Below are 25242 nucleotides of genomic sequence, written 5' to 3' on the forward strand. Positions count from 1 at the left end.
GATTAACGTACCTTCAGCGTTGCCAGGCCAATCAGCACCAGCATCAGCGAAATAATCCAGAAGCGTACAATTACGCGCGGTTCCGGCCAGCCTTTCAGTTCATAGTGATGGTGGATCGGCGCCATACGGAATATCCGCTGTCCGCGCAGCTTAAAGGAGCCAACCTGCAAAATGACCGACAGTGTTTCTACGACGAATACACCGCCCATGATCACCAGCAGGAACTCCTGACGCAGGAGCACGGCAATAATGCCCAGCGCGCCGCCCAGCGCCAGCGATCCGACGTCGCCCATAAAGACCTGCGCCGGATAGGTGTTAAACCACAAGAAGCCTAACCCCGCACCGACAATTGCCGTACAGACGATCACCAATTCGCCGGCATGACGTAAATAGGGAATATGCAGATAGTTGGCGAAGTTCATGTTACCGGTCGCCCACGCTACCAACGCAAAACCTGCGGCCACAAACACGGTCGGCATAATCGCCAGACCATCCAGACCATCGGTGAGGTTGACCGCGTTGCCAGTACCCACAATCACGAAGTACGCCAGCAGCACGTAGAACAGCCCCAACTGCGGCATCACGTCTTTAAAGAACGGCACCACCAGCTCAGTGGCCGGGGTATCTTTACCAGCCAGATACAGGGCAAAGGCCACGCCCAGCGCAATCACCGACATCCAGAAGTATTTCCAGCGCGCGATCAGGCCCTTGGTGTCTTTGCGTACCACTTTGCGGTAGTCATCGACAAAACCGATAATGCCGTAACCGACCAATACCACCAGCACGCACCATACGTACGGGTTCGACGGGTATGCCCACAGCAGTACGGAGATAACAATCGCGGTGAGGATCATAATCCCGCCCATGGTCGGCGTACCGCGTTTACTGAAGTGTGATTCCGGACCGTCGTTACGCACGACCTGTCCAAAGGACATTTTTTGCAAGCGGGCGATCATGCGCGGGCCCATCCACAAAGAGATGAACAGCGCGGTCAGCAGGCTGACGATGGCGCGAAACGTCAGATAGGAAAAGACGTTAAAGCCGGAATAATATTTGACCAAATGTTCGGCCAGCCAAACTAACATGTCCCATTCTCCTGTAATGCGCGTACTACCTCTTCCATGGCGGCACTACGTGAACCCTTCACTAAAATCGTCATAATCTGATGTTCTGCAATCAGCGCCTTAAGATGCGCGGTCAACGCGGTTTTATCCGCAAAATGCTCACCCACACCGCTGGCATGGCTAATTGCCTGACTCAGTTTCCCTGTACTCAGCACACGGTCGATACCTGCAGCCTTCGCAGCGTCACCCACCTGCACGTGGCATGCTTCGCTTTCCGCGCCAAGCTCTGCCATATCGCCAACGACCAGCACGCGGTAGCCCGGCATTTCGGACAGCACGTTTACCGCTGCGGTCATTGACCCGACATTTGCGTTATAGGAGTCATCCAGCAGTAGCTGATTTTCTGCCAGTTGAATCGGGAACAGACGCCCCGGTACCGCTTGCAGCTCCTTCAGACCCGCTTTAATCGCTTCGTGCGTCGCGCCTACCGCCATAGAGAGCGCAGCCGCCGCCAGGGCGTTAGCAATGTTGTGACGACCCGGCAGCGGCAGCAGAACATCAATGCTTCCGGTTGGCGTTTGCAGAGAAAACTCTGTGCCGTGTGAAGTCACATGAACATTGGCCGCCGAAAAGTCGCTGTTGGCCGCATTCGGGGAGAAGCGCCAGACTTTGCGATCGCCGATAATGCTCTGCCAGTTCAGCCAGTCGTTATTGTCGGCATTCATAATGGCGATTCCGTTCGCTGGCAGGCCGGTAAAAATCTCACCTTTTGCCTTCGCAACACCCGCCAGTGAACCAAAGCCTTCCAGATGCGCGGCTGCCAGGTTGTTCACCAGCGCCGCTTCCGGACGCGTCAGGCCAACGGTCCAGGCGATTTCGCCCTGATGATTAGCGCCAAGCTCAATCACGGCATAGTCGTAATCGTTGTTTAAGCGCAACAGCGTCATCGGTACGCCGATGTCGTTATTCAGGTTGCCCGCGGTATATAAGGTGTTGCCACACTGACTCAGAATGGATGCGGTCATCTCTTTGACAGACGTTTTACCGGAAGAGCCGGTCAGCGCGACAACGCGCGCCGGAACCTGAGCGCGTACCCATGCCGCCAGTTCACCAAACGCCAGACGTGTATCTTTAACAATCAGCTGCGGCAGGTTGGTGTCCAACGGACGGCTGACCAGCAGCGCACCCGCCCCGCTCTCTTGCGCCTTGTCTGCGAAATCGTGGGCATCAAAGCGTTCGCCTTTCAGCGCGACAAACAGGCAGCCCGGCGTAACTTTACGCGTATCGGTTGTCACCGCATCAAGAGTCAGATCGGCTCCTTTCAGTTCGCCACGGAGGATCTCCGCCAGTTGGCTGAGCGTTACGCTAATCATGCGATTACTCCCAGCAGACGCGCTGCCGTGACGCGGTCAGAATAGTCGAGGCGCTGCGAGCCAACGATCTGGTAGTCTTCGTGACCTTTCCCGGCCACCAGCACCACATCGTTTTCTTTCGCCTGCATAATGGCGTTTGTCACAGCCTCTGCGCGACCTTCCATCACTTTCGCCTGTCCGGCATCCAGCATACCCGCCAGAATGTCGTTAATAATGGCGCGCGGCTCTTCGGTACGCGGGTTGTCATCGGTCACCACGACAACATCAGCAAACTGCTCGGCAATCGCGCCCATCAACGGACGTTTGCCTTTGTCGCGATCGCCGCCGCAACCAAAGACGCACCACAGTTTGCCAGTACAGTGCAGACGTGCCGCCTGCAGCGCTTTTTCCAGCGCATCTGGCGTATGGGCATAATCAACCACAACGGTGGTTTTACCCGGCGCGCTGAACACTTCCATGCGCCCACAAACTGGCTGTAATTGTGTCGCCGTTTTCAGTAAATCAGCTAACGGATATCCCAACGCCAGCAGCGTTGCCAGTGCCAACAGCAGATTGCTGACGTTAAACGCGCCCATCAGGCGACTTTCAATTTCGCCGTCACCCCATGAGGAGGTAAAACGAATTGTTGCCCCGCTGTCGTGATAATTCACGTCAATCGCCTTTAACCAACGACCGTGACAGTTCGGGTTGATGTGGTCTTCCATCGATACGGCAACCGCATCCGGAAGTTTGGCCAACCAGCGACGACCGACTTCATCATCCGCATTAACGATGGCCTGGCCGCAATGGTGCGTGGAATACAGCAGCCATTTCGCGGCTTCGTAATGTTCCATGTCGCCGTGGTAATCAAGATGGTCACGGCTTAAGTTAGTAAATACTGATGCGGCAAACTTCAGCGCCGCCACGCGATGCTGAACCAGACCGTGTGAAGACACTTCCATCGCGCCAACCGTTGCGCCTTGTGCAACCAGCCCTGCCAGCACATGCTGGACATCTACGGCTGAACCGGTGGTATTTTCCGTCGGGATCACTTTGCCCAGCAGGCCATTGCCGACTGTTCCCATCACCGCGCTGGTTTCGCCAAGCAGTTGGCTCCACTGTGCCAGCAATTGGGTGGTGGTGGTTTTACCGTTGGTCCCGGTCACGCCGACCAGTCGCATTTTTTCAGAAGGCTCGTGGTAAAAGCGGCCCGCCAGTGCAGATAAACGTTCGTTAAGCTGACTGAGATAGATAACTGGAACGCCGTGCATTTCACGGATTTCACCGTCAGTAGCTTCATCTTTTGCTTCTGCAATAATGGCAGCCACACCTTGCGCTATCGCCTGCGGGATATACCGACGCCCGTCCGCCTGATGACCCAATACTGCGACAAAGAGATCGCCCGATGCAGCCATACGGCTGTCGAGCGTCATCTCCCGCAGTGCTCGCTCCGGTGCACCCGGCACCCATGGAGCAAGAAGGTCGCGCAAATTACGATCTGCCACCTGTTGCCTCGCCTTGATTATTCACAAATTCATTTTTATCGCCCGTTGTCAGCGCATCCGGTTCGATGTTCATGGTGCGCAGTACGCCGCCCATGATGGCACCAAAGACCGGCGCGGAAACGGCGCCACCGTAGTATTTACCCGCCTGCGGATCGTTGATAACAACAACCAGCGCGAAGCGCGGCTGACTCGCAGGCGCAACGCCTGCGGTATAAGCAATGTATTTGTTGATGTAGCGGCCATCCGGCCCTACTTTCTTCGCCGTACCGGTTTTAATGGCGATACGATAGCCTTTAATCGCCGCCTTCACGCCGCCGCCGCCGGGCAGCGCCACGCTTTCCATCATGTGCACTACGGTACGCACGGTTGATTCCGGGAAGATACGCTCGCCCGGAACAGGAGGGTCAACTTTGGTGATCGACAGTGGCCGATAAACGCCATAGCTGCCGATCGTTGCATAGACTCGCGCTAACTGTAACGGCGTTACCATTAGCCCATAGCCGAAAGAGAAGGTGGCCCTCTCTATGTCAGACCACCGTTGTTTTTGAGGATATAAGCCACTGCGTTCTCCGACCAACCCCAAATTGGTCGCTTTTCCCAGCCCAAAACGTGAGTAAGTGTCTACTAACGCTGAGGACGGCATCGCTAACGCCAGCTTGGAAACACCGACGTTACTCGACTTCTGCAAAACCCCGGTGAGGGTCAATTCGCTATAACGCGCCACGTCTTTAATTTCGTGGCCATTAATTCGGTAAGGGATAGTGTTAAGTACGGTATTTTCGCGAACCACGCCACGCTGCAGCGCCGTCATCACCACCATCGGTTTGACGGTGGAACCCGGTTCAAACACGTCGGTAATCGTACGGTTACGCATCGCATCCTTCGGCGTACCGGTGAGATTGTTCGGGTTGTAGGACGGGCTGTTGGCCATCGCCAGCACTTCACCGGTGTTCACATCCACCAGTACCGCACTGCCTGACTCCGCCTTGTTAAACGCCACGGCGTTATTCAGTTCGCGGTAGACCAGCGCCTGTAAACGCTCATCGATACTTAGCGCAAGGTTATGCGCCGCCTGACTGTCGGTAGAGGAAATATCCTCAATGACGCGGCCATAACGGTCTTTACGTACAATACGTTCGCCCGGTTGCCCGGTGAGCCATTTGTCGAAGCTCTTCTCAACGCCTTCAATCCCCTGGCTGTCGACGTTAGTAAAGCCGATAAGGTGAGCGGTCACTTCTCCGGAAGGATAGTAACGGCGGGATTCTTCGCGCAGGTGAATGCCTGGCAGCTTCAGTTTTTTGATGTAGTCAGCCATGTCAGGGTTTACCTGACGCGCCAGATAGATAAAGCGCCCTTTCGGGTTGGCGTTAATGCGGGAAGCCAGTTGATCGAGCGGGAGATTCAGCGCGGTCGACAGCGCTCTCCAGCGTTCACCAACGCTTACGCCGCCTGCGTCATGCACCTCTTTGGGGTCGGCCCAAATCGCCTTAACCGGAACGCTCACCGCCAGCGGACGACCTGAACGGTCAGTAATCATCCCGCGCGATGTGGACACTTCCTGTACGCGCAGAGAGCGCATGTCGCCCTGACGCACCAGCATGTCCGGCGCGATGATTTGCAGCCAGGCAACGCGCCCCAGCAGAAAACCCAGTGCCAGCAAAATACAGCCGCACAGTAACGCAAAACGCCAACTGATAAAGTTGGCTTGTTCTTCCTGGCGTTTTGGCTTGTGCGTTTTTGCCGCTGCTTTCATGCGTCGCGTTTATCCTTATTTTTGTACTACGATATTTTCTTGTGAGGGATCAACATGCTGCATTTGCAGCTTTTCCGTTGCGATCCGTTCAACACGGCTATGGTCGCCGAGCGCGTTCTCCTCAAGGATCAAGTTGCGCCATTCGATATCCAACGCATCTCGCTCCAGAACCAGCTGCTCACGCTGCGCGGTCAGTAACCGCGTATGGTGTGCTGTTGTCACGACGGTAACCGCCGTCAAAATAATGCAAATGAACAGGCAGAGTGGCAGCTTCCCATACCGCAAAAGATCGTCACCGATCACGCCAGGCAAGGCATGGCGCTCGTTGCTTCCTATCGATCCTTTAACTTTGCTGAGGGCTTCTGTCACTCTGCTGATCATGCGTTCGTCCTCTCTGCAATACGCAGAACTGAACTACGGGCACGAGGATTTTCAGCTACCTCTTCTTCACCCGGCATCATTTGCCTAGTGCTCTTAACTCACGGCCGCCCAGCTTTTTGATCTGCGCTTCGGTCATCGGTATTCCAGCCGGAACCTGAGGACCACGGCTTTGTTCGCGCATAAAGCGTTTAACAATGCGATCTTCAAGCGAATGGAAACTGATTACCGAAAGGCGACCACCTGGTGCCAGCACGCTGAGCGAGCTTTTTAGCGCCTGCTCTATCTCCTCCAGTTCACTGTTCACCCAAATGCGCACCGCCTGGAAGGTACGGGTCGCGGGATGTTTGAATTTGTCTTTCACCGGCATTGCCGCCGCAATCACTTCCGCCAGCTCTTTAGTGCGGGTCATCGGTTCGATGCGGTTGCGCTCTACGATGGCGCGAGCAATACGTTTGCCGAAGCGCTCTTCGCCAAAGGTTTTAATCACCCAGGCAATGTCTGCTTCATCGGCGGTTTGCAGCCATTCGGCCGCTGACTGACCGCGTGTAGGGTCCATACGCATATCTAACGGACCGTCACGCATAAATGAGAATCCGCGCTCAGCATCATCAAGCTGTGGAGAAGACACCCCAAGATCGAGAAGAATCCCGTCGATCTTACCGGTAAGTCCGCGCTCGGCGACATAATCAGCCAGCGCAGAAAAAGGACCATGGACGATGGAAAAACGGGGATCGGTAATCGTCTTTGCAACGGCAATCGCCTGCGGATCGCGATCGATGGCCAGTAAACGCCCCTCTTCGCCAAGTTGCGAGAGGATCAGACGTGAGTGACCACCGCGACCAAATGTCCCGTCAATGTAGATGCCGTCTGGACGAATATTCAGGCCGTTTACGGCTTCATCCAGCAACACCGTTGTATGTTTATAATTTTCCATCATTTTATAGAGACAAATCCTGCAATCGTTCCGACAGCGCGCCGGTAACAGACTGCTCAGCGTCGATATCTTCCTTGACCTGTTGATACCAGGTCGTTTCATCCCACAGCTCAAACTTATTGAACTGCCCAACCAGCATCACTTCTTTCGTTAGCCCTGCGTGTTGCCGCAGAATGGGCGCTATCAATAATCGGCCAGCGCTATCCATCTGACATTCGCTAGCATGACCCAACAACAGGCGCTGTACGCGACGCTCAACTGGATTCATGCTCGACAGACGCGATAACTTCTGCTCGATAATTTCCCATTCAGGCAGGGGGTACAGCAGCAGGCACGGGTGATGGATGTCAATGGTGCAAACCATTTGACCGGTAGCGCTCTCGAGCAGTTGATCCCGATAACGGGTAGGCACAGATAAGCGCCCTTTACTGTCGAGATTAACTAACGTTGCTCCCCGGAACATGCCAGCCTCACCCCCGATTACCACTTTATCCCACAAATTCCCACTTAAAGGAGTTTACGGAGCGGAGGAAAACCTTGTCAAGCAAGTCACGGCGCTTAGCGGAGCAAAAAACCCATTGTTTACGGCTAATATCAGCGTTGAACAAATTCCGTACAGCAAACGAAGCAAATTAACGTCATGAATATTTGTAAGAAAAAAATCCAACAACTCATGATTGTTTAAAACAACTGAATATCATCAAAAGAAAAATATAAAGTGTCAGTTTGCGACGCGAGCGGCATTTTAGGACAATATGCAGCGAGATAACAGTACCAGTTAATCAGTCTGTACGCCGCACAGGAGCGAGATAAGGGCGAGATTGCCGCAACACACCAGTAAAGTGTTTGTTAATTCGGCAAATCCCTACATGCTTGTAACAAAATAATACAACCGTAACGCATCGTTACGTCTCAATAACCCAAAAATGGATAGTTGCAGTTTTAATTCGGCATAATAGAAGAATCAATTTCAGATAATTCTAAAGAATATTCTTAATTATAATGCAGTTATTTCCGAGAATGGGATAATTGATGATGTCAGAGTCTTATCCGCCGACATCATCAATTGAGGCAACTTAGTTACGGCTTAGAATACCGCGACGGTACAGATTACGCCGTATACGCGTTAAACCTGGTTTGGGTTTACGCGGCTCATCCAGGCTTGCCAACACAATCTCCAGCACGCGTTCCGCGACATCCCGATGGCGCTGCGCCACCGCCAGTACCGGGCACTGCAGGAAGTCGAGCAGCTCGTGGTCGCCAAAAGTCGCAATCGCTAAATCAGACGGTAACTGCCCGTCGCGGCGCAGGGTCACATCCATCACCCCCTGCAACAGGGCAAACGACGTGGTAAACAGCGCCTGAGGCATTGGATGCGTTTCCAGCCATTTATCAAATAACTGCGCGGCCGCCTCCCGCTCATAGCTGTTGGCATAGAGAAAATGCACTTCACGCAGATCGTCCTTCCACGCGGTACGGAAACCCTGTTCGCGCAGGAAACTGACGGACAATTCAGGAAGCGCCCCCAAATAGAGCACGGTTTCAGCAGGGAATTTACGTAACTCCTCCGCCAGCATCTGCGCATCATCCTGGTCTGCGCCCACCACGCTGGTGAAATGTTCACGATCCAGCGCGCGATCCAGCGCCACAATCGGGAATGAACTGTTCGCCCAGCGCTGATAAAACGGATGTTCAGGCGGCAAGGAAGTCGAAACGATAATGGCATCAACCTGACGTTGTAAAAGATGCTCAATACAGCGCATTTCGTTATCAGGCTGATCTTCAGAGCAGGCAATCAGTAGTTGATACCCGCGCTGACGCGCCTGGCGCTCCAGATAGTTTGCGATCCGGGTATAGCTCGTGTTCTCGAGATCCGGGATCACCAGCCCGATAGAACGTGTGCGTCCAGCACGCAGCCCGGCCGCCACGGCATTCGGGTGGTAATTATGCTCACGCACCACCGCCATGACTTTTTCAACCGTTTTGTCGCTTACGCGGTATTGCTTTGCTTTGCCGTTAATAACGTAGCTTGCAGTCGTTCGCGAAACGCCGGCCAACCGAGCGATTTCATCCAGTTTCACAATTGCCCCTTGCGTAAAATGTACAAACCATAACCTTTGAGATGGCATGGGTTAAACTTCTTAACATCTAAGCGCAGAATAATGACTGCGGCAACCGCTTTTGTCTCTGGTTACTGCTGATTTCGCAAAAAAAAGCAACCGATAGCCAATGCATCTCGCGTAGGTCAGGTAAGCGTTAGCGCATAATTTTATCGCCGCGGGAAAGCCCCACCACGCCGGAACGGGCAACTTCCACGATTTTGGCGACTTCCCGTAGCGTTGCCAGAAACGCATCCAGCTTATCGCTGGTGCCCGCCAGCTGTACGGTGTAGATCGACGGCGTAACATCGATGATTTGCCCACGGAATATCTCCGTGTTGCGTTTCACCTCTTCCCGGCCATAGCCGCTGGCCTGGATTTTCACCAGCATGATTTCTCGTTCAACGTGGGCGCCCTGCCCCAGTTCGCTGACGCGCAGAACATCCACCAGTTTGTGTAGCTGCTTTTCGATCTGCTCCAGGACTTTCTCATCCCCTACCGTTTGAATCGTCATCCGCGATAAGGTCGGGTCGTCAGTCGGCGCGACGGTCAGGCTTTCAATGTTGTATCCGCGCTGGGCGAAGAGGCCAATCACGCGTGACAATGCACCCGACTCGTTTTCCAGCAATACTGATAATATCCGGCGCATAATCAGGTCCTCTCCGTTTTACTTAACCACATTTCGTCCATCCCGCCCCCACGAATCTGCATCGGGTAGACATGCTCACTGCCGTCGACGGTGACATCAACAAACACCAGGCGATGGTTACGCACATGTTCCAGCGCTTCGCCCAGCTTGCTCTCCAGTTCGCCTGGATGATTAATCTGGATACCGATATGCCCATAAGCTTCAGCAAGGCGCACAAAATCGGGTAGCGACTGCATGTAAGACTGGGAGTGACGCCCGGAGTAAATCATGTCCTGCCACTGTTTGACCATGCCGAGATAGCGGTTGTTAAGGTTGAGCACCAGTACCGGTAGCTCATATTGCAGCGCCGTCGACAGTTCCTGGATGTTCATCTGAATGCTGCCATCCCCGGTGACGCACACCACTGTTTCATCCGGCAGCGCCATTTTCACCCCTAACGCCGCGGGTAAACCGAATCCCATGGTGCCGAGGCCGCCTGAGTTAATCCAGCGGCGTGGTTTATCGAACGGATAGTAAAGTGCGGCAAACATTTGATGCTGGCCAACGTCAGAGGTCACGTATGCATCCCCTTTCGTCAGACGCCAGATGGTTTCAATCACCGCCTGCGGTTTAATACTTTCACTTTGCGTGTCGTATTTCAGGCACTGACGAGCGCGCCAGTGTTCGATCTGTTGCCACCAGTCACGGTTATCATCCAGCGGCTGCTGCGATTTCTCCTGCGGCAGCAGTTCAAGCATCTGATCCAGCACCAGGCGAGCATCGCCCACAATCGGAATATCCGCAGTGACGGTTTTTGAAATTGAGGTCGGATCGATGTCGATATGCAGCACGGTCGCATTCGGGCAATATTTTGCCAGGTTATTGGTCGTTCGATCGTCAAAACGAACGCCGACGGCAAAGATCACATCAGAATGATGCATGGTCATATTCGCTTCGTAAGTACCATGCATGCCCAACATTCCCAGCGCCTGGCGATGCGTGGCCGGAAACGCGCCTAACCCCATCAGCGAGGAGACAACCGGCAGATTAAGTGCTTCGGCAATTTGCCCCAGTTGTTCGTGACAGGCGGCATTCACCGCGCCACCACCAACATAGACAACCGGTTTCTTCGCCGCCACCAGCGTCTGCAAAGCACGTTTTATCTGTCCTTTGTGCCCGGTCGTTGTCGGGTTATACGAACGCATACTCACCGACTCCGGCCAGCTATAAGGCAGTTTTTTCGCCGGATTCAGAATATCTTTCGGCAAATCCACCACCACCGGCCCCGGACGACCGCTTGCCGCCAACCAGAAGGCTTTTTTCAGCACCTGCGGGATATCTTCCGTTTGTTTAACCAGAAAACTGTGTTTTACCACCGGGCGGGATATACCCACCATGTCGCACTCCTGAAAGGCATCGTAGCCAATCAGGGAGGTGGCGACCTGGCCGGAGAGGATCACCAGCGGAATGGAATCCATATATGCCGTTGCAATCCCGGTGATCGCATTGGTTGCCCCTGGTCCGGAAGTGACCAAAACGACGCCCACTTCTCCCGTGGCACGCGCCAGGCCATCAGCCATATGTACCGCGGCTTGCTCATGACGGACTAACACATGATCAATACCGCCGACCGTATGCAATGCATCATAAATATCGAGGACGGCCCCCCCGGGATAACCGAATACCTGCTTCACACCCTGATCGATAAGCGATCGGACGACCATCTCGGCTCCAGACAACATCTCCATGGCTTGCCTCACTCTTATAATGAATTACGGTTTAACAACACATTAACCGCTGACGATGACGCATGGCAATTGACTCCGAAGGGGTGGCACTGGAGTAAATAAGAATAAAACGGAGGTAAGAATTGAATAAATGGAGAATTAAACCAGCATAAGCAATTGATATGATAAATAATCGCTTAAAAAGGGGGACTTACAGCAATTAGTCTATTTTTTTACACTTTCGGACATACGTAAAAAGTCGAGTTCAGCACAAAATTTTAGATATAAAGATAAAAGCAGAATAAACCAGATGTATTCCCCGATTTATTCTGCCAGCGGCTACTTCTTACAGACGGAGACCAACAGTTCTTCCATCCATTGATGTCCTTTATCGCGCCCCGCAGCCTCATGCCAGGAAAGATAACATGTGCGGCTATTCAATTTTAAAGGTAAAGGCAATATCTGCAGTTCTAAAGAATCGGCGAACTCTTCCGCCAACCAACGCGGCGCAATAGAGACCAGGTGCGTTTGCGACACAATATTAAGCACGCTGATTAATGCCATTCCCTGATAAGCCACGCAGGATTGTTTATCCGGTGTGTCATACCACGGCTGGCTGAATGAGGCGAAGCGATCGAGCGAAACCACGGCATGCTGTTCATGATAGAGATTGCTTTCCAGCAATGGGCCACTAATGCGCGGATGTTTTTTGCTTGCCACTAACACCATTTCGTCATTGAATAACGGAACACTGGTAAATTCCGGACGACGGAATTCTTCATAGCTAATAACAAACTCAGTTTCCTGATAACGTAATTGGTGCTCGGTATTTAGATTTAGTGAAGATTTAAAAACGACATTAATGTTCGGCGCGACTTGTTCAACTCGATTATAAATCAACGAAGTAAGAATATTATCCAATGGACTGCATACGCAAAGATTGAATACACGCTCGCTGCTGGTAGGTTCAAAGCCGGAACCAGGCAGTTCATTCTGCACTAATTGCAATGCCTGACGAACGGAGCCAAACAGCTGGAAGGCTCTTGCTGTCGGCTGGATTCCACGGCCATAACGAACAAAAAGCTCATCGTTAAACATGACTTTCAGGCGTGCGACCGCATTACTGACAGCGGGTTGCGACATCCCCAGCGTATGTGCAGCACGCGTAATATTTTGTTCCTGCATCACCGCATCAAAAACAGTTAATAAATTAAGATCAACCATGCGAAGCTGTGGCTTCCCCATCTCTATGAGATTAGATTTATCTATTATTTTTACTTCTGGCATATTTAACTCCACTGTCACTCTAAACTCCCTTTTCCCAGACGGAGTGCAGAAATAATCTCCGTTAATATGATTTACCATGCATATAAAATAAGAAAAAGGAAAAACATTAAAATTAGGAAAACATAAAGGCACAAATCTAAATGTACAAAAGAACACCACAAGCGTAGTGCGGCAGATGTCACTGCGCGATGATTCATATGTTTAAATTTCGAAAACAATATAACCATAAGCGTGGCGAATACACAATCATACGCACAGTGAATACGTATTTAAGTTTTAATTAAACATTTCTATTATTAACACATTAAAAGTTAACATTAATTTATCAATTATTGGGTAACACATTGGTTTCATCCATTCAGAATGACTATAAAAGCTGATAAATCATAAAGATATGAAATCCCAAATGAGGCGTTATCTTTAGTTCTTCGTTACCATAAATGCAAATAAATATGCTTAAATATGTCAAACCGTGAAAAATATGTTCAACGATCAGATGATTAATTTTATATACCCTGAGAAATTCAGCACAATTCGCTTAAGTTTATCAGAAACTTTCCCCCTTAACGGGAGCATTTGCAGGGAATGGGGTTGACATCAGTCTTCATATCCAGTACCACTAAAAGCATATCGCATTCGCCTGGAGCTTGATTGATGACTTACATTGCTCGTTTTATCGGTCTACTACTACTAAACGCATTCTCATTGCGCGGTAGACTGGTGGACGACATTCAGCATTAAGTCAGCTCCAGTTAAGACAAAAAACCCGCGCCGTTGCGCGGGTTTTTTTATGCTCGAAGCAAGGCGCCCTAAAGACCAAGGACCTAAACCATGAGCCAGCAAGTCATTATTTTCGATACCACCTTACGTGACGGTGAACAGGCGTTACAGGCGAGCCTGAGTGTGAAAGAAAAACTGCAGATTGCGCTGGCCCTCGAGCGTATGGGCGTTGACGTGATGGAGGTCGGTTTTCCGGTCTCTTCACCGGGTGACTTTGAGTCCGTACAAACCATCGCTCGTCAGGTGAAGAACAGCCGCGTTTGCGCCTTAGCCCGCTGCGTAGAAAAAGATATCGACGTTGCCGCAGAATCTCTGAAGGTCGCTGAGGCTTTCCGCATTCATACGTTCATCGCCACCTCGCCGATGCATATCGCGACGAAATTGCGCAGCACGTTGGATGAAGTGATCGAGCGAGCAGTCTACATGGTGAAGCGTGCGCGTAATTATACAGATGACGTGGAGTTCTCATGCGAGGATGCTGGCCGTACCCCTATTGCCGATCTGGCCCGCGTGGTCGAAGCCGCGATTAATGCGGGTGCCAAAACTATCAATATCCCCGATACCGTTGGCTACACCATGCCTTTCGAATTCGGAGCAATCATTTCTGGTCTGTATGAACGCGTACCGAATATCGATAAAGCCATCATCTCCGTGCACACCCATGATGATTTAGGTCTGGGCGTTGGCAACGCGTTGGCGGCCGTCCACGCCGGTGCTCGCCAGGTGGAAGGCGCGATGAACGGTATCGGCGAACGCGCCGGTAACTGCTCACTGGAAGAAGTGATCATGGCGATCAAAGTGCGCAAAGATATCCTGAACGTACAGACCCGCATTAATCACCAGGAAATCTGGCGTACCAGTCAGTTAGTCAGCCAAATCTGCAACATGCCCATTCCGGCCAACAAAGCCATTGTCGGTAGCGGCGCCTTTGCCCACTCCTCTGGCATCCATCAGGACGGCGTACTGAAAAATCGTGAAAACTACGAAATCATGACGCCTGAATCCATCGGTCTGAACCAGGTGCAGTTGAACCTGACTTCCCGTTCCGGACGCGCCGCGGTGAAACACCGTATGGACGAGATGGGATATAAAGAGAATGAATACAACCTGGACAACCTGTACGACGCATTCCTGAAGCTGGCGGATAAAAAAGGTCAGGTATTTGATTACGACCTGGAAGCGCTGGCCTTTATTAATAAACAGCAGGAAGAGCCGGAGCATTTCCGTCTGGATTACTTCAGCGTGCAGTCCGGCTCAAATGACATCGCCACCGCCTCCGTCAAGCTGGCCTGCGGTGAAGAAGTCAAAGCCGAAGCGGCGAACGGTAACGGTCCGGTCGATGCCATTTATCAGGCCATCAACCGTGTGACCGAGTACAACATCGAACTGGTGAAATACAGCCTGACCGCCAAAGGGCACGGTAAAGATGCGCTGGGCCAGGTGGATATCGTTGCTAATTATAACGGTCGCCGCTTCCACGGCGTCGGTCTGGCAACAGATATCGTCGAATCGTCCGCGAAAGCGATGGTTCATGTGCTGAACAACATTTGGCGCGCCGAAGAAGTCGAAAAAGAATTGCAACGCAAAGCTCAGAACAACGAGAACAACAAGGAAACCGTGTGATGTCGAAGAATTATCATATTGCTGTTTTGCCGGGCGACGGTATTGGTCCGGAAGTGATGGCGCAAGCCCTGAAGGTACTGGACGCAATCCGCAACCGTTTTAACATGCGCATTACCACCAGCCACTACGACGTGGGGGGGGCAGCTATCGATAACCATGGTCAGCCGCTGCCGCCAGCGACGGTTGAAGGATGTGAGCAAGCTGACGCCATTCTGTTTGGCTCCGTTGGCGGTCCGAAATGGGAAAATCTGCCGCCAAACCAGCAGCCTGAACGCGGCGCGCTGCTGCCGTTGCGTAAACACTTCAAATTATTCAGCAACCTGCGCCCGGCTAAGCTGTACCAGGGGCTGGAAGCATTTTGCCCTCTGCGCGCAGATATTGCCGCGAACGGTTTCGACATCCTGTGCGTGCGCGAACTGACCGGCGGTATCTACTTCGGTCAGCCAAAAGGCCGCGAAGGCAGCGGACAACATGAAAAAGCCTTTGATACCGAGGTTTATCACCGTTTCGAGATCGAGCGTATCGCACGTATCGCGTTTGAATCTGCTCGCCAGCGTCGCCGCAAAGTCACGTCGATTGATAAAGCCAACGTACTGCAAACGTCTATTCTGTGGCGCCAAATCGTCAATGAAATTGCTAATGAATATCCGGATGTTGAGCTGGCGCATATGTACATCGACAACGCGACGATGCAGTTGATCAAAGATCCATCCCAGTTCGACGTGCTGCTGTGCTCCAACTTGTTTGGCGACATTCTGTCTGACGAATGCGCCATGATCACCGGATCAATGGGGATGTTACCGTCCGCCAGCCTGAATGAGCAGGGCTTTGGTCTGTACGAGCCCGCTGGCGGGTCCGCTCCGGATATCGCCGGGAAAAACATTGCTAACCCTATCGCCCAAATCCTTTCGCTGGCGCTGCTGCTGCGCTACAGCCTGGACGCCAATGATGCGGCAACCGCAATTGAGAGCGCCATCAACCGCGCATTAGAAGAAGGCATTCGCACCGGTGACTTAGCCCGTGGCGCTGCCGCAGTCGGTACCGATGAAATGGGTGACATTATTGCCCGTTACGTCGCAGAAGGGGTGTAATCATGGCCAAAACGTTATACGAAAAATTGTTCGATGCGCACGTCGTCTACGAAGCGCAAAACGAAACCCCGCTGTTGTATATCGACAGACATCTGGTGCATGAAGTGACCTCTCCGCAGGCGTTTGATGGCCTGCGTGCGCATGGCCGTCAGGTGCGCCAGCCGGGTAAAACCTTTGCCACCATGGACCATAACGTCTCCACGCAAACCAAAGACATTAACGCTTCCGGCGAAATGGCGCGCATTCAGATGCAGGAATTGATCAAAAACTGCAATGAATTTGGCGTCGAACTGTACGACCTGAACCACCCGTATCAGGGGATCGTTCACGTGATGGGGCCTGAGCAAGGCGTAACGTTGCCGGGTATGACCATCGTTTGCGGCGACTCCCACACCGCCACACACGGCGCGTTTGGCGCGCTGGCCTTTGGTATTGGCACCTCTGAAGTTGAACACGTTCTGGCGACGCAGACCCTGAAACAGGGGCGTGCCAAAACCATGAAGATTGAAGTTAACGGCACAGCAGCACCTGGCATTACCGCCAAAGATATCGTGCTGGCGATTATCGGTAAAACCGGTAGTGCAGGCGGTACCGGACACGTCGTTGAATTTTGTGGCGAAGCCATCCGTGCGCTGAGCATGGAAGGCCGTATGACCCTGTGCAACATGGCCATTGAAATGGGCGCCAAAGCAGGTCTGGTCGCACCGGATGAAACCACCTTTAACTATGTGCAGGGTCGTTTACACGCACCGAAGGGTGAGGATTTTACCAACGCGGTTGCGTACTGGAAAACGCTGAAAACCGACGACAACGCGACGTTTGATACCGTCGTTACCCTGCAGGCAGAAGAAATCGCACCGCAGGTCACTTGGGGTACGAACCCGGGTCAGGTCATCTCGGTGAACGATAATATTCCCGACCCGGCGTCATTTTCCGATCCCGTTGAGCGCGCATCGGCTGAAAAAGCGCTGGCATATATGGGGCTGAAACCGGGCATTCCGTTAACAGAAGTGGCCATCGATAAAGTGTTTATCGGTTCCTGTACCAACTCGCGTATTGAAGATTTACGCGCTGCGGCCCAAATCGCCAAAGGGCGCAAAGTTGCGCCAGGCGTACAGGCGCTGGTTGTGCCGGGTTCTGGTCCGGTGAAAGCGCAGGCTGAAGCGGAAGGTCTGGACAAGATCTTCATCGAAGCCGGGTTTGAATGGCGTTTACCGGGCTGTTCCATGTGTCTGGCCATGAACAATGACCGCCTGAACCCAGGCGAGCGCTGTGCATCCACCAGCAACCGTAACTTTGAAGGCCGCCAGGGCCGCGGTGGTCGCACGCACTTAGTCAGCCCGGCCATGGCCGCCGCTGCCGCCGTTACCGGTCATTTTGCCGACATTCGCAGCATCAAATAAGGAAACTACCATGGCAGAGAAATTTACCCAACATACCGGCCTGGTTGTCCCACTGGATGCCGCCAACGTGGATACCGACGCGATTATTCCCAAACAGTTTTTGCAGAAGGTTACGCGCACCGGTTTTGGCGCTCATCTGTTTAACGACTGGCGTTTTCTGGATGAAAAAGGGCAACAGCCTAACCCAGAGTTCGTACTGAACTTCCCGGAATATAAAGGCGCGTCAATTCTGCTGGCGCGGGAAAACTTTGGCTGCGGCTCTTCCCGTGAACATGCGCCATGGGCGCTGACCGATTACGGCTTTAAAGTAGTGATCGCGCCAAGCTTCGCTGACATCTTCTACGGCAACAGCTTCAATAACCAACTGCTGCCGGTGACCTTGAGCGACGCGCAGGTAGATGAAATGTTCGCCCTGGTGAAAGCCAATCCGGGCATTAAATTTGAAGTGGATCTGCAAGCGCAGGTGGTGAAAGCGGGCGATAAGTCCTACAGCTTTAAAATCGACGACTTCCGCCGCCACTGCATGCTGAACGGTCTGGACAGCATCGGGCTGACGCTGCAGCATGAAGCGGCCATCACCGAGTACGAAGACAAGCAGCCAGCGTTTATGCGCTAGTCCTTGTGGTGCCGGATAAGGCGTAAGCTGCCATCCGGCACTACAAAAATCAAACGTCCTTTACCCGCCCGGTCATCACCAGCGTGACCACAGAAATCGCCGCAATCACCCAATAGACGGCAAAGTGACCGTAGCTTTGCGCAACAGCCCCCTGAATCACTCCCGCGAGAATGACCCCCGTTGAAATACTGTTGGTAAATAATGTGGTCGCTGACCCCGCACGCCCGGGCATAAGATCCTGAAACCACAGCATTCCTATCCCGGCGATGATACCGATAAATACTGCATTAAATAGTTGCAGCACCAGCAGCGCCGTGCGGCTGTGAAAGAAGATCAAACCAAGATAAAACAGTACGCCCGCCGCGACGGCCGCGATCATCATTCGCCGTTTGCCAAAGCGCTTCACATAGTAGCCCGCCAGGATCATCGCCGGAATTTCCAGCCCAGCCGCCGTCCCCATCAGGAGCCCGGCCAGCTTGTCCGGTAACCCCAGCTCAAGGCTTATCCACAGCGGCATATCGATGATGTACATGGTATTGCAGGTCCACATCAGCGTGGAGGCAATAAACAACATGCGCACATTTTTGTCCTGCCAACCGCCGGTCTGTTCCAGCGGTACGTCAACAGGTTGCTCCACCCGCGTGACTGACGGCAGTATCAGCGCAATCAGCACCAGGCTAATGGCGAAAATCCCTGCGGCAATGGAAAACATCGCCGTAAAGCCGTAATTCAGCGCCAGCATGAAGGCCAGCGGCGGTCCAATTACCCAGGCCAGCGAAAGCTGCGCACGCATCACCGAGCTAAACATCACCACTTCACGCGCGGAGTTATCAGCGTATTCCCGCGCCAGCGCAAACAGCTGCGGCATGGCGGTATTCGCCAGCGAGGCCAGCAGCACACCGCAGGTGATAAGCGTGAGATAGTGGCGATTAAACGCAAACAGCAGCGCGTTTCCGATTGCCATCAGGCAGCAGAACATGATCAGCTTGCGCCTGTCGCCCTGGCTGTCGGATCGTTTCGCGAGGCCAAGGCTGACAACGATCCCGACAATCGCATTGACGGTATAAAACAGCCCGACCCAAAACGGCTGCGCCCCGACTTCACGGCTCAGGAACAAGCTCAGCGTGGGTGCCTGCAACGCCCCTGCTACGCCCATCATAAAAGCGACCAGCATAAATGCCGCGTAAACGCCGTTGAGGCGCCGTCCCATGGTCATAATCCAGAGCATTACAGTTCCTTTTAGCGCAGCAGAAACAAAAAAAGCCAGCAGTGATTATCTGCTGGCGCGGCGATTAACACCAATACTCAGTCACACATGATGTCTGCAATTCCCAATTCAGGAGTCAGGCTGTCACCTCCCACTGCATCAGTTCTTCGAGCATCTTTAAGCGCTGCGGTGCGCTCAGGCAAGCCAACCAGGACGATTTTTCTGTCGCGGTAAAGTATTTCAACCAGAACTGACGCATAGATGACCCCTTCGTTGTCTCATCGCTTCATCGGAATCTATTATTGGCTTAATATAGGGATAATAAAATTGCTGAGTTTTTCGCAGGAGTTCCCCTTTTATGTCTTCTGGTCGTCTGCAACAACAGTTCATCCGTCTGTGGCAATGCTGTGACGGCAAAACGCAAGACACGACGCTGAACGAGCTGGCGGAGCTGCTGAGTTGTTCGCGCCGCCATATGCGTACCCTGCTCAATACCATGCAAGAACGCGGTTGGTTAACGTGGGAAGCCGAAGTTGGGCGAGGTAAACGCTCGCGCCTGACTTTCCTCTATACCGGGCTGGCACTCCAGCAGCAGCGGGCAGAAGACCTGCTGGAACAGGATCGCATCGATCAACTGGTGCAGCTGGTCGGTGACAAAACGGCCGTACGACAGATGCTGGTTTCGCACCTGGGACGCAGTTTTCGCCAGGGGCGGCACATCATGCGCGTTCTCTATTATCGTCCCATGCACAACCTGCTTCCCGGTACGGCGCTACGCCGTTCAGAAACTCATATCGCCCGGCAAATTTTCAGCGCCTTAATTCGGGTAAATGAGGAAAATGGGGAACTGGAAGCGGACATCGCCCATCACTGGCAGCAGATTTCACCTTTACACTGGCGATTCTTCCTGCGTCCGGGGATTCATTTTCATCATGGCCGCGAACTGGAAATGGAAGATGTCATCACCTCGCTGATGCGCATTAACGCCCTGCCGCTGTACTCGCACATCACGCAGATCGTTTCTCCCACGGCCTGGACGCTGGATATCCATCTCGCCCAACCCGACCGCTGGCTTCCCTGGCTATTGGGGCAAGTCCCCGCCATGATCCTGCCGCGAGAATGGGAGACGCTCAGCAACTTCTCCAGCCACCCAATTGGCACTGGTCCCTATGCGGTGATGCGCAATACCAATAACCAACTGAAAATTCATGCATTTGATGATTACTTTGGCTACCGGGCGCTGATCGACGAAGTTAACGTTTGGGTTTTACCCGATATCGGTGAAGAGCCTGGCGGTGGGTTGACGCTAAAAGGCCCCACGGAGGATGAAAAGGCGATCGAAAGCCGCCTCGAGGAAGGATGCTACTACCTGCTGTTTGATGCGCGCACCCACCGTGGCGCTAATCAGGAGGTTCGCGATTGGGTTAGCCGCGTTCTTTCGCCAACCCATCTCATCTGCCACGCCGACGAACAGTTTCAGCGACTGTGGTTTCCCGCCTACGGTTTGCTCCCCCGCTGGCACCATGCCAAACCCGGCCATGGTGAAAAACCCGCCGGACTGGAAACGCTGACGATCACCTACTATCGCGATCACATCGAACATCGGATTATCGCGCAGATCATGAAGACGTTGCTGGCAGAGCATCAGGTACAGTTAAATATTCAGGAGATCGACTACGATCAGTGGCATGCGGGTGAAATCGTCAGCGATATCTGGCTCAACAGCGCCAACTTTACCCTACCGCTGGATTTCTCGCTGTTCGCCCATTTGTGCGAAGTCCCGTTGCTGCAAAACTGTATCCCGCGGGACTGGGAAAACGATGCGGCCCGCTGGCGAACGGGCGAAATGAGCCTGCCGGCATGGTGCCAACAGCTGCTCGCCACAAAGGCCATTGTGCCGCTAATCCACCACTGGCTCATCATTCAAGGACAGCGCAGTATGCGCGGGTTACGCATGAATACCCTCGGCTGGTTTGATTTTAAATCAGCGTGGTTTGCACCACCGGATCCTTAGATCCGGCTCTTGATTGCCGCATAGCAACAAAATCATTACACTAACGCCGTTCTCAACGGGGTGCTAAATAAAAACATACACAAAATCATTCATGATGCATCAAGGCGGCAAGCGAGTGAGTCCCCAGGAGCATAGATAACTATGTGACTGGGGTGAGCGACAAATCTGCCGGGAGCAGATTTGAACGCTGCTTGCAGCGGCCCCGAAGGGGCGAGGCCCGGAGATGGGCCGAGTAACGCAGCCAACACAGAGGCAGCGTGAATGATGAAGTGTATGGGCTGAGAGATACCCGTCGAACCTGATCCGGATAATGCCGGCGAAGGGATTTGAGGCTGCAACTCAAGTCCTTTGCCACCCAACTTTATGAGGTGCAAAGTGTTTAAAAAATGTCTTCCGCTTTTACTGCTGTGCGCAGCGCCTGCTTTCGCCAAACCTGTACTGACCATTTATACCTACGACTCGTTCGCAGCTGACTGGGGCCCGGGCCCGACAATAAAAAAAACCTTTGAAGCTGACTGCAACTGTGAACTGAAACTGGTCGCGCTGGAAGATGGTGTCTCGCTGCTTAACCGCCTGCGCATGGAAGGAAAAAACAGTAAAGCTGACGTCGTACTGGGCCTCGATAACAACCTTCTGGAAGCCGCCACCCAAACTAAACTGTTTGCCAAAAGCGGTGTAGCAAGTGAAGCCGTAAACGTGCCCGGCGGCTGGAAAAACGATACCTTCGTTCCGTTTGATTACGGCTATTTCGCCTTCGTTTATGATAAGAACAAGCTGAAGAATCCGCCCAAAAGCCTGAAAGAACTGGTAGAAAGCGATCAAAAATGGCGCGTCATTTATCAGGACCCGCGTACCAGCACGCCGGGGCTGGGCCTGCTGCTATGGATGCAAAAAGTCTATGGCGATAAGGCGCCGGAGGCCTGGCGCGCGCTTTCGGCAAAAACCGTCACGGTCACCAAGGGCTGGAGTGAAGCCTACGGCCTGTTCCTGAAAGGCGAAAGCGACCTGGTACTCAGCTACACCACCTCTCCGGCCTATCACATCATCGCCGAGAAAAAAGACAACTACGCCGCAGCCAACTTTAGCGAAGGCCACTATTTGCAAGTGGAAGTCGCCGCCCGTACTGCGGCCAGCAAACAGCCGGAACTGGCCGAGAAATTCCTCAAGTTTATGGTGTCTCCAGCCTTCCAGAATGCGATTCCGACCGGCAACTGGATGTATCCGGTAACCCAGGTCGCCCTGCCTTCTGGACTCGAGCAACTGAATAAGCCAGCCACCGCGCTGGAATTTACGCCGCAGCAGGTTGCGGCTCAACGCCAGGCATGGATTAGCGAATGGCAACGCGCCGTCAGCCGTTAATTTCCGGCTGGCTGGTTCCAGGGCTTACCGCCGCCACGCTGATGGTGACCGTTGCCCTGGCCGCGTTTCTGGCGCTGTGGTTTAACGCCCCACGGGGGGAGTGGATCTCACTGTGGCAAGACGACTACCTGTGGCACGTGGTGCGTTTTTCTTTCTGGCAGGCTTTTTTATCCGCAGTGCTGTCGGTCATCCCGGCGATTTTCCTTGCCAGAGCGCTCTATCGCCGCCGTTTTCCAGGACGACTGGCGCTGCTTCGCCTGTGCGCGATGACGTTAATCCTGCCAGTGCTGGTCGCGGTCTTCGGTATTCTTAGCGTGTACGGTCGTCAGGGCTGGCTGGCCTCGATCTGGCATACATTCGGGCTGGAATGGACGTTTTCGCCGTACGGTCTGCAGGGCATTCTGCTGGCGCACGTCTTTTTCAATCTGCCGATGGCCAGTCGTCTGCTGTTGCAGTCGCTGGAGAATATTCCCGGCGAACAGCGACAGTTAGCCGCTCAGTTGGGTCTGCGCGGCTGGCATTTCTTCCGCTTTGTTGAATGGCCGTGGCTGCGTCGGCAAATTCTTCCCGTCGCGGCGCTCATCTTTATGCTCTGTTTCGCCAGCTTCGCCACTGTTTTGTCACTGGGCGGTGGACCGCAGGCCACAACCATCGAGCTGGCGATTTATCAGGCGCTGAACTTTGATTACGATCCCGCCCGCGCCGCCATGCTGGCGTTGATCCAGATGGTTTGTTGTTTAGCGCTGGTGCTCTTCAGCCAACGTCTGAGCCGCGCCATCGCCCCCGGTACCACGTTGGTTCAGGGCTGGCGCGATCCCGACGATCATCTGCACAGCCGCCTGGCAGACGCACTGCTGATTATTCTGGCCCTGCTGCTACTGCTGCCGCCGCTGCTGGCGGTAATTGTCGATGGTATTAACCGCCATATGCTGGATGTTCTTAAGCAACCTGTACTGTGGCACGCACTGGGAACCTCGCTGCGCATTGCGCTGGCGGCAGGTGCGTTGTGCGTAGTTCTCACCATGATGCTGTTATGGAGCAGTCGTGAACTGCGTGCCCGACAGCAGGTGCTGGCGGGTCAGATGCTGGAACTTAGCGGCATGATGATCCTCGCCATGCCGGGCATCGTGCTGGCAACCGGCTTCTTTCTGCTGCTCAATAACACCATTGGACTCCCCGAATCAGCCGACGGCATTGTCATTTTTACCAATGCGCTGATGGCGATCCCTTACGCGCTGAAGGTGCTGGAAAACCCAATGCGGGACGTCACCACCCGCTACAGTATGTTGTGCCAGTCGTTGGGAATTGAGGGATGGTCGCGCCTGAAAGTGGTTGAACTGCGCGCCCTGAAGCGCCCGCTGGCGCAGGCGATGGCTTTTGCCTGCGTGCTGTCGATTGGCGATTTTGGCGTGGTTGCGCTATTTGGTAATGAGGATTTCCGCACCCTGCCGTTTTATTTATATCAGCAGATTGGCTCTTATCGCAGTCAGGATGGCGCAGTTACGGCGTTATTGCTGCTGATCCTGTGCTTTACGCTGTTTACTGTTATTGAGAAATTGCCGGGTCGAAATGTTAAAACTGATTGATATCACATGGCTTTATCACCATTTGCCGATGCGCTTTACGCTGTCGATCGCACGCGGTGAGCAGGTCGCGATCCTCGGGCCCAGCGGCGCCGGGAAAAGTACGCTGCTGAATCTGATCGCCGGCTTTCTCACGCCTGCCAGCGGTACCATGTTGATTGAAGGTGAAGATCACACCGCCACGCCTCCATCACGTCGCCCCGTTTCGATGCTGTTTCAGGAAAATAACCTGTTCAGCCACCTGAGCGTGCAGCAAAACATCGGCCTGGGCCTTAACCCGGGATTGAAGCTGAACGCATCGCAGCGGGAGAAAATGCATCACATCGCCCAGCAAATGGGGATTGACTCACTGCTGGAGCGCCTCCCCGGTGAGCTTTCCGGCGGTCAGCGACAGCGCGTAGCGCTGGCGCGTTGCCTGGTGCGGGAACAACCCATTTTGCTGCTTGATGAACCGTTCTCTGCGCTCGATCCCGCCCTGCGCCAGGAGATGTTAACGCTGGTTGCTGAAGTCTGTCGCGATAAACAGCTTACCTTACTGATGGTGTCCCACAGTGTAGAAGATGCGGCGCGAATTGCGTCCCGTTCGATTGTGGTCGCCGACGGGCGCATCGCCTGGCAGGGCAAAACGGATGAGTTATTAAGCGGTCAGGCCAGCGCCTCGACGCTCTTGGGCATCAAAGCCGAGTGATTGATTTCCCAGGCCGATGTGATGGACACCTCCCACCTTACGGCATCATCGTGCCAGACTGAGGTGTTAACTTCAGTTCCCAGGGGGAGGTGTCCACATGAATATTAAACGTATTGGCCTCGATCTCGCAAAGCAGGTTTTTCAGCTT

21 protein-coding genes, 1 pseudogene and 1 riboswitch are annotated in these 25242 nt (G+C 53.4%); of the genes and pseudogenes, 9 read left to right on the forward strand and 13 right to left on the reverse strand.

Annotation, left to right across the window (positions count from 1 at the left end):
• Positions 1-2: 2 nt before the first annotated feature.
• From mraY to leuO, 11 genes and pseudogenes are all read right to left on the reverse strand, one after another.
• Positions 3-1085, reverse strand: a complete 1083-nt coding sequence (gene mraY / locus B9P82_RS19155) for a phospho-N-acetylmuramoyl-pentapeptide-transferase (protein WP_016151694.1) — start codon at positions 1083-1085, stop codon at positions 3-5.
• Entirely contained in the window at positions 1079-2437 is a 1359-nt protein-coding gene (gene murF, locus B9P82_RS19160) for a UDP-N-acetylmuramoyl-tripeptide--D-alanyl-D-alanine ligase (RefSeq protein WP_019078371.1), read from the reverse strand. Before murF ends, mraY begins: the two co-directional genes overlap by 7 nt.
• A complete protein-coding gene (murE, locus tag B9P82_RS19165) occupies positions 2434-3921 on the reverse strand; it encodes a UDP-N-acetylmuramoyl-L-alanyl-D-glutamate--2,6-diaminopimelate ligase (RefSeq protein WP_016151692.1) in 1488 nt (495 codons plus the stop codon). Before murE ends, murF begins: the two co-directional genes overlap by 4 nt.
• The gene (gene ftsI, locus B9P82_RS19170) at positions 3908-5674 is read right to left on the reverse strand and encodes a peptidoglycan glycosyltransferase FtsI (protein WP_016151691.1); all 1767 of its coding nucleotides are present in this window, start codon (positions 5672-5674) and stop codon (positions 3908-3910) included. Before ftsI ends, murE begins: the two co-directional genes overlap by 14 nt.
• A 15-nt stretch (positions 5675-5689) precedes the next feature.
• Complete coding sequence (gene ftsL, locus B9P82_RS19175; RefSeq protein ID WP_006686695.1) at positions 5690-6055, reverse strand: cell division protein FtsL; 366 nt, start codon at positions 6053-6055, stop codon at positions 5690-5692.
• Positions 6052-6992 (reverse strand): annotated as a pseudogene (gene rsmH / locus B9P82_RS19180) (16S rRNA (cytosine(1402)-N(4))-methyltransferase RsmH). Before rsmH ends, ftsL begins: the two are co-directional and overlap by 4 nt.
• A gap of 1 nt (position 6993) precedes the next feature.
• Entirely contained in the window at positions 6994-7452 is a 459-nt protein-coding gene (gene mraZ / locus B9P82_RS19185) for a division/cell wall cluster transcriptional repressor MraZ (RefSeq protein WP_005124560.1), read from the reverse strand.
• A gap of 613 nt (positions 7453-8065) precedes the next feature.
• Positions 8066-9070 (reverse strand): catabolite repressor/activator, encoded by a 1005-nt coding sequence (cra, locus tag B9P82_RS19195; protein WP_101700752.1) that lies wholly within the window; start codon positions 9068-9070, stop codon positions 8066-8068.
• A 175-nt stretch (positions 9071-9245) separates the two neighbouring features.
• The gene (gene ilvN, locus B9P82_RS19200) at positions 9246-9737 is read right to left on the reverse strand and encodes an acetolactate synthase small subunit (RefSeq protein ID WP_003829566.1); all 492 of its coding nucleotides are present in this window, start codon (positions 9735-9737) and stop codon (positions 9246-9248) included.
• A gap of 2 nt (positions 9738-9739) precedes the next feature.
• Positions 9740-11464, reverse strand: a complete 1725-nt coding sequence (gene ilvI, locus B9P82_RS19205) for an acetolactate synthase 3 large subunit (protein WP_016151688.1) — start codon at positions 11462-11464, stop codon at positions 9740-9742.
• Between the two features lie 318 nt (positions 11465-11782).
• Entirely contained in the window at positions 11783-12730 is a 948-nt protein-coding gene (gene leuO / locus B9P82_RS19210) for a transcriptional regulator LeuO (RefSeq protein ID WP_016151687.1), read from the reverse strand.
• Positions 12731-13384: 654 nt separating this feature from the next.
• On the opposite strand from leuO, the gene leuL reads away from it, so the two are divergent.
• The 5 genes from leuL to leuD all read left to right on the forward strand — a co-directional run bounded on the left by leuL (position 13385) and on the right by leuD (position 18243).
• The gene (gene leuL, locus B9P82_RS29450; RefSeq protein ID WP_049269161.1) at positions 13385-13471 is read left to right on the forward strand and encodes a leu operon leader peptide; all 87 of its coding nucleotides are present in this window, start codon (positions 13385-13387) and stop codon (positions 13469-13471) included.
• A 90-nt stretch (positions 13472-13561) separates the two neighbouring features.
• Positions 13562-15133: a 2-isopropylmalate synthase gene (gene leuA / locus B9P82_RS19220; RefSeq protein ID WP_016151686.1), complete on the forward strand. Its 1572-nt coding sequence runs from the start codon at positions 13562-13564 to the stop codon at positions 15131-15133.
• The gene (leuB, locus tag B9P82_RS19225) at positions 15133-16224 is read left to right on the forward strand and encodes a 3-isopropylmalate dehydrogenase (protein WP_016155686.1); all 1092 of its coding nucleotides are present in this window, start codon (positions 15133-15135) and stop codon (positions 16222-16224) included. Before leuA ends, leuB begins: the two co-directional genes overlap by 1 nt.
• A 2-nt stretch (positions 16225-16226) precedes the next feature.
• On the forward strand, positions 16227-17627 hold the full coding sequence (gene leuC / locus B9P82_RS19230) for a 3-isopropylmalate dehydratase large subunit (protein WP_016155685.1): 1401 nt from the start codon (positions 16227-16229) through the stop codon (positions 17625-17627).
• A gap of 10 nt (positions 17628-17637) precedes the next feature.
• Complete coding sequence (gene leuD, locus B9P82_RS19235) at positions 17638-18243, forward strand: 3-isopropylmalate dehydratase small subunit (RefSeq protein WP_016155684.1); 606 nt, start codon at positions 17638-17640, stop codon at positions 18241-18243.
• A gap of 49 nt (positions 18244-18292) precedes the next feature.
• On the opposite strand, the gene B9P82_RS19240 is transcribed toward leuD, so the two are convergent.
• Together B9P82_RS19240 and sgrT are read right to left on the reverse strand one after the other, a co-directional pair.
• Positions 18293-19471, reverse strand: coding sequence for a sugar efflux transporter (locus tag B9P82_RS19240; RefSeq protein WP_101700753.1), 1179 nt, complete (start codon positions 19469-19471; stop codon positions 18293-18295).
• Between the two features lie 115 nt (positions 19472-19586).
• Positions 19587-19709, reverse strand: coding sequence for a glucose uptake inhibitor SgrT (sgrT, locus tag B9P82_RS19245; RefSeq protein ID WP_016151681.1), 123 nt, complete (start codon positions 19707-19709; stop codon positions 19587-19589).
• A gap of 99 nt (positions 19710-19808) precedes the next feature.
• Between sgrT and sgrR the strand changes: the two genes are divergently transcribed.
• From sgrR to thiQ, 4 genes are all read left to right on the forward strand, one after another.
• Positions 19809-21464, forward strand: coding sequence for an HTH-type transcriptional regulator SgrR (gene sgrR / locus B9P82_RS19250; protein ID WP_101700754.1), 1656 nt, complete (start codon positions 19809-19811; stop codon positions 21462-21464).
• A 239-nt stretch (positions 21465-21703) separates the two neighbouring features.
• Positions 21704-21806, forward strand: a riboswitch (TPP riboswitch).
• A gap of 33 nt (positions 21807-21839) precedes the next feature.
• A complete protein-coding gene (gene thiB / locus B9P82_RS19255; protein ID WP_101700755.1) occupies positions 21840-22823 on the forward strand; it encodes a thiamine ABC transporter substrate binding subunit in 984 nt (327 codons plus the stop codon).
• On the forward strand, positions 22799-24409 hold the full coding sequence (gene thiP, locus B9P82_RS19260; RefSeq protein WP_101700756.1) for a thiamine/thiamine pyrophosphate ABC transporter permease ThiP: 1611 nt from the start codon (positions 22799-22801) through the stop codon (positions 24407-24409). The genes thiB and thiP overlap by 25 nt, the downstream gene beginning before the upstream one ends.
• Entirely contained in the window at positions 24393-25094 is a 702-nt protein-coding gene (gene thiQ / locus B9P82_RS19265; RefSeq protein WP_016151677.1) for a thiamine ABC transporter ATP-binding protein ThiQ, read from the forward strand. The genes thiP and thiQ overlap by 17 nt, the downstream gene beginning before the upstream one ends.
• Positions 25095-25242: the final 148 nt, after the last annotated feature.

Source organism: Citrobacter sp. L55, assembly GCF_002850715.1.
Classification (GTDB): Bacteria; Pseudomonadota; Gammaproteobacteria; order Enterobacterales; family Enterobacteriaceae; genus Citrobacter; species Citrobacter braakii.

What these genes read in the sequence shown, in the direction of transcription:
- mraY (WP_016151694.1), bottom strand. Translation starts at nt 1,085, where the DNA reads ATGTTAGTTTGGCTGGCCGAACATTTGGTCAAATATTATTCCGGCTTT.
- murF (WP_019078371.1), bottom strand. Translation starts at nt 2,437, where the DNA reads ATGATTAGCGTAACGCTCAGCCAACTGGCGGAGATCCTCCGTGGCGAA.
- ftsI (WP_016151691.1), bottom strand. Translation starts at nt 5,674, where the DNA reads ATGAAAGCAGCGGCAAAAACGCACAAGCCAAAACGCCAGGAAGAACAA.
- ftsL (WP_006686695.1), bottom strand. Translation starts at nt 6,055, where the DNA reads ATGATCAGCAGAGTGACAGAAGCCCTCAGCAAAGTTAAAGGATCGATA.
- mraZ (WP_005124560.1), bottom strand. Translation starts at nt 7,452, where the DNA reads ATGTTCCGGGGAGCAACGTTAGTTAATCTCGACAGTAAAGGGCGCTTA.
- ilvN (WP_003829566.1), bottom strand. Translation starts at nt 9,737, where the DNA reads ATGCGCCGGATATTATCAGTATTGCTGGAAAACGAGTCGGGTGCATTG.
- ilvI (WP_016151688.1), bottom strand. Translation starts at nt 11,464, where the DNA reads ATGGAGATGTTGTCTGGAGCCGAGATGGTCGTCCGATCGCTTATCGAT.
- leuO (WP_016151687.1), bottom strand. Translation starts at nt 12,730, where the DNA reads ATGCCAGAAGTAAAAATAATAGATAAATCTAATCTCATAGAGATGGGG.
- leuL (WP_049269161.1), top strand. Translation starts at nt 13,385, where the DNA reads ATGACTTACATTGCTCGTTTTATCGGTCTACTACTACTAAACGCATTC.
- leuA (WP_016151686.1), top strand. Translation starts at nt 13,562, where the DNA reads ATGAGCCAGCAAGTCATTATTTTCGATACCACCTTACGTGACGGTGAA.
- leuB (WP_016155686.1), top strand. Translation starts at nt 15,133, where the DNA reads ATGTCGAAGAATTATCATATTGCTGTTTTGCCGGGCGACGGTATTGGT.
- leuC (WP_016155685.1), top strand. Translation starts at nt 16,227, where the DNA reads ATGGCCAAAACGTTATACGAAAAATTGTTCGATGCGCACGTCGTCTAC.
- leuD (WP_016155684.1), top strand. Translation starts at nt 17,638, where the DNA reads ATGGCAGAGAAATTTACCCAACATACCGGCCTGGTTGTCCCACTGGAT.
- B9P82_RS19240 (WP_101700753.1), bottom strand. Translation starts at nt 19,471, where the DNA reads ATGCTCTGGATTATGACCATGGGACGGCGCCTCAACGGCGTTTACGCG.
- sgrT (WP_016151681.1), bottom strand. Translation starts at nt 19,709, where the DNA reads ATGCGTCAGTTCTGGTTGAAATACTTTACCGCGACAGAAAAATCGTCC.
- sgrR (WP_101700754.1), top strand. Translation starts at nt 19,809, where the DNA reads ATGTCTTCTGGTCGTCTGCAACAACAGTTCATCCGTCTGTGGCAATGC.
- thiP (WP_101700756.1), top strand. Translation starts at nt 22,799, where the DNA reads ATGGCAACGCGCCGTCAGCCGTTAATTTCCGGCTGGCTGGTTCCAGGG.
- thiQ (WP_016151677.1), top strand. Translation starts at nt 24,393, where the DNA reads ATGTTAAAACTGATTGATATCACATGGCTTTATCACCATTTGCCGATG.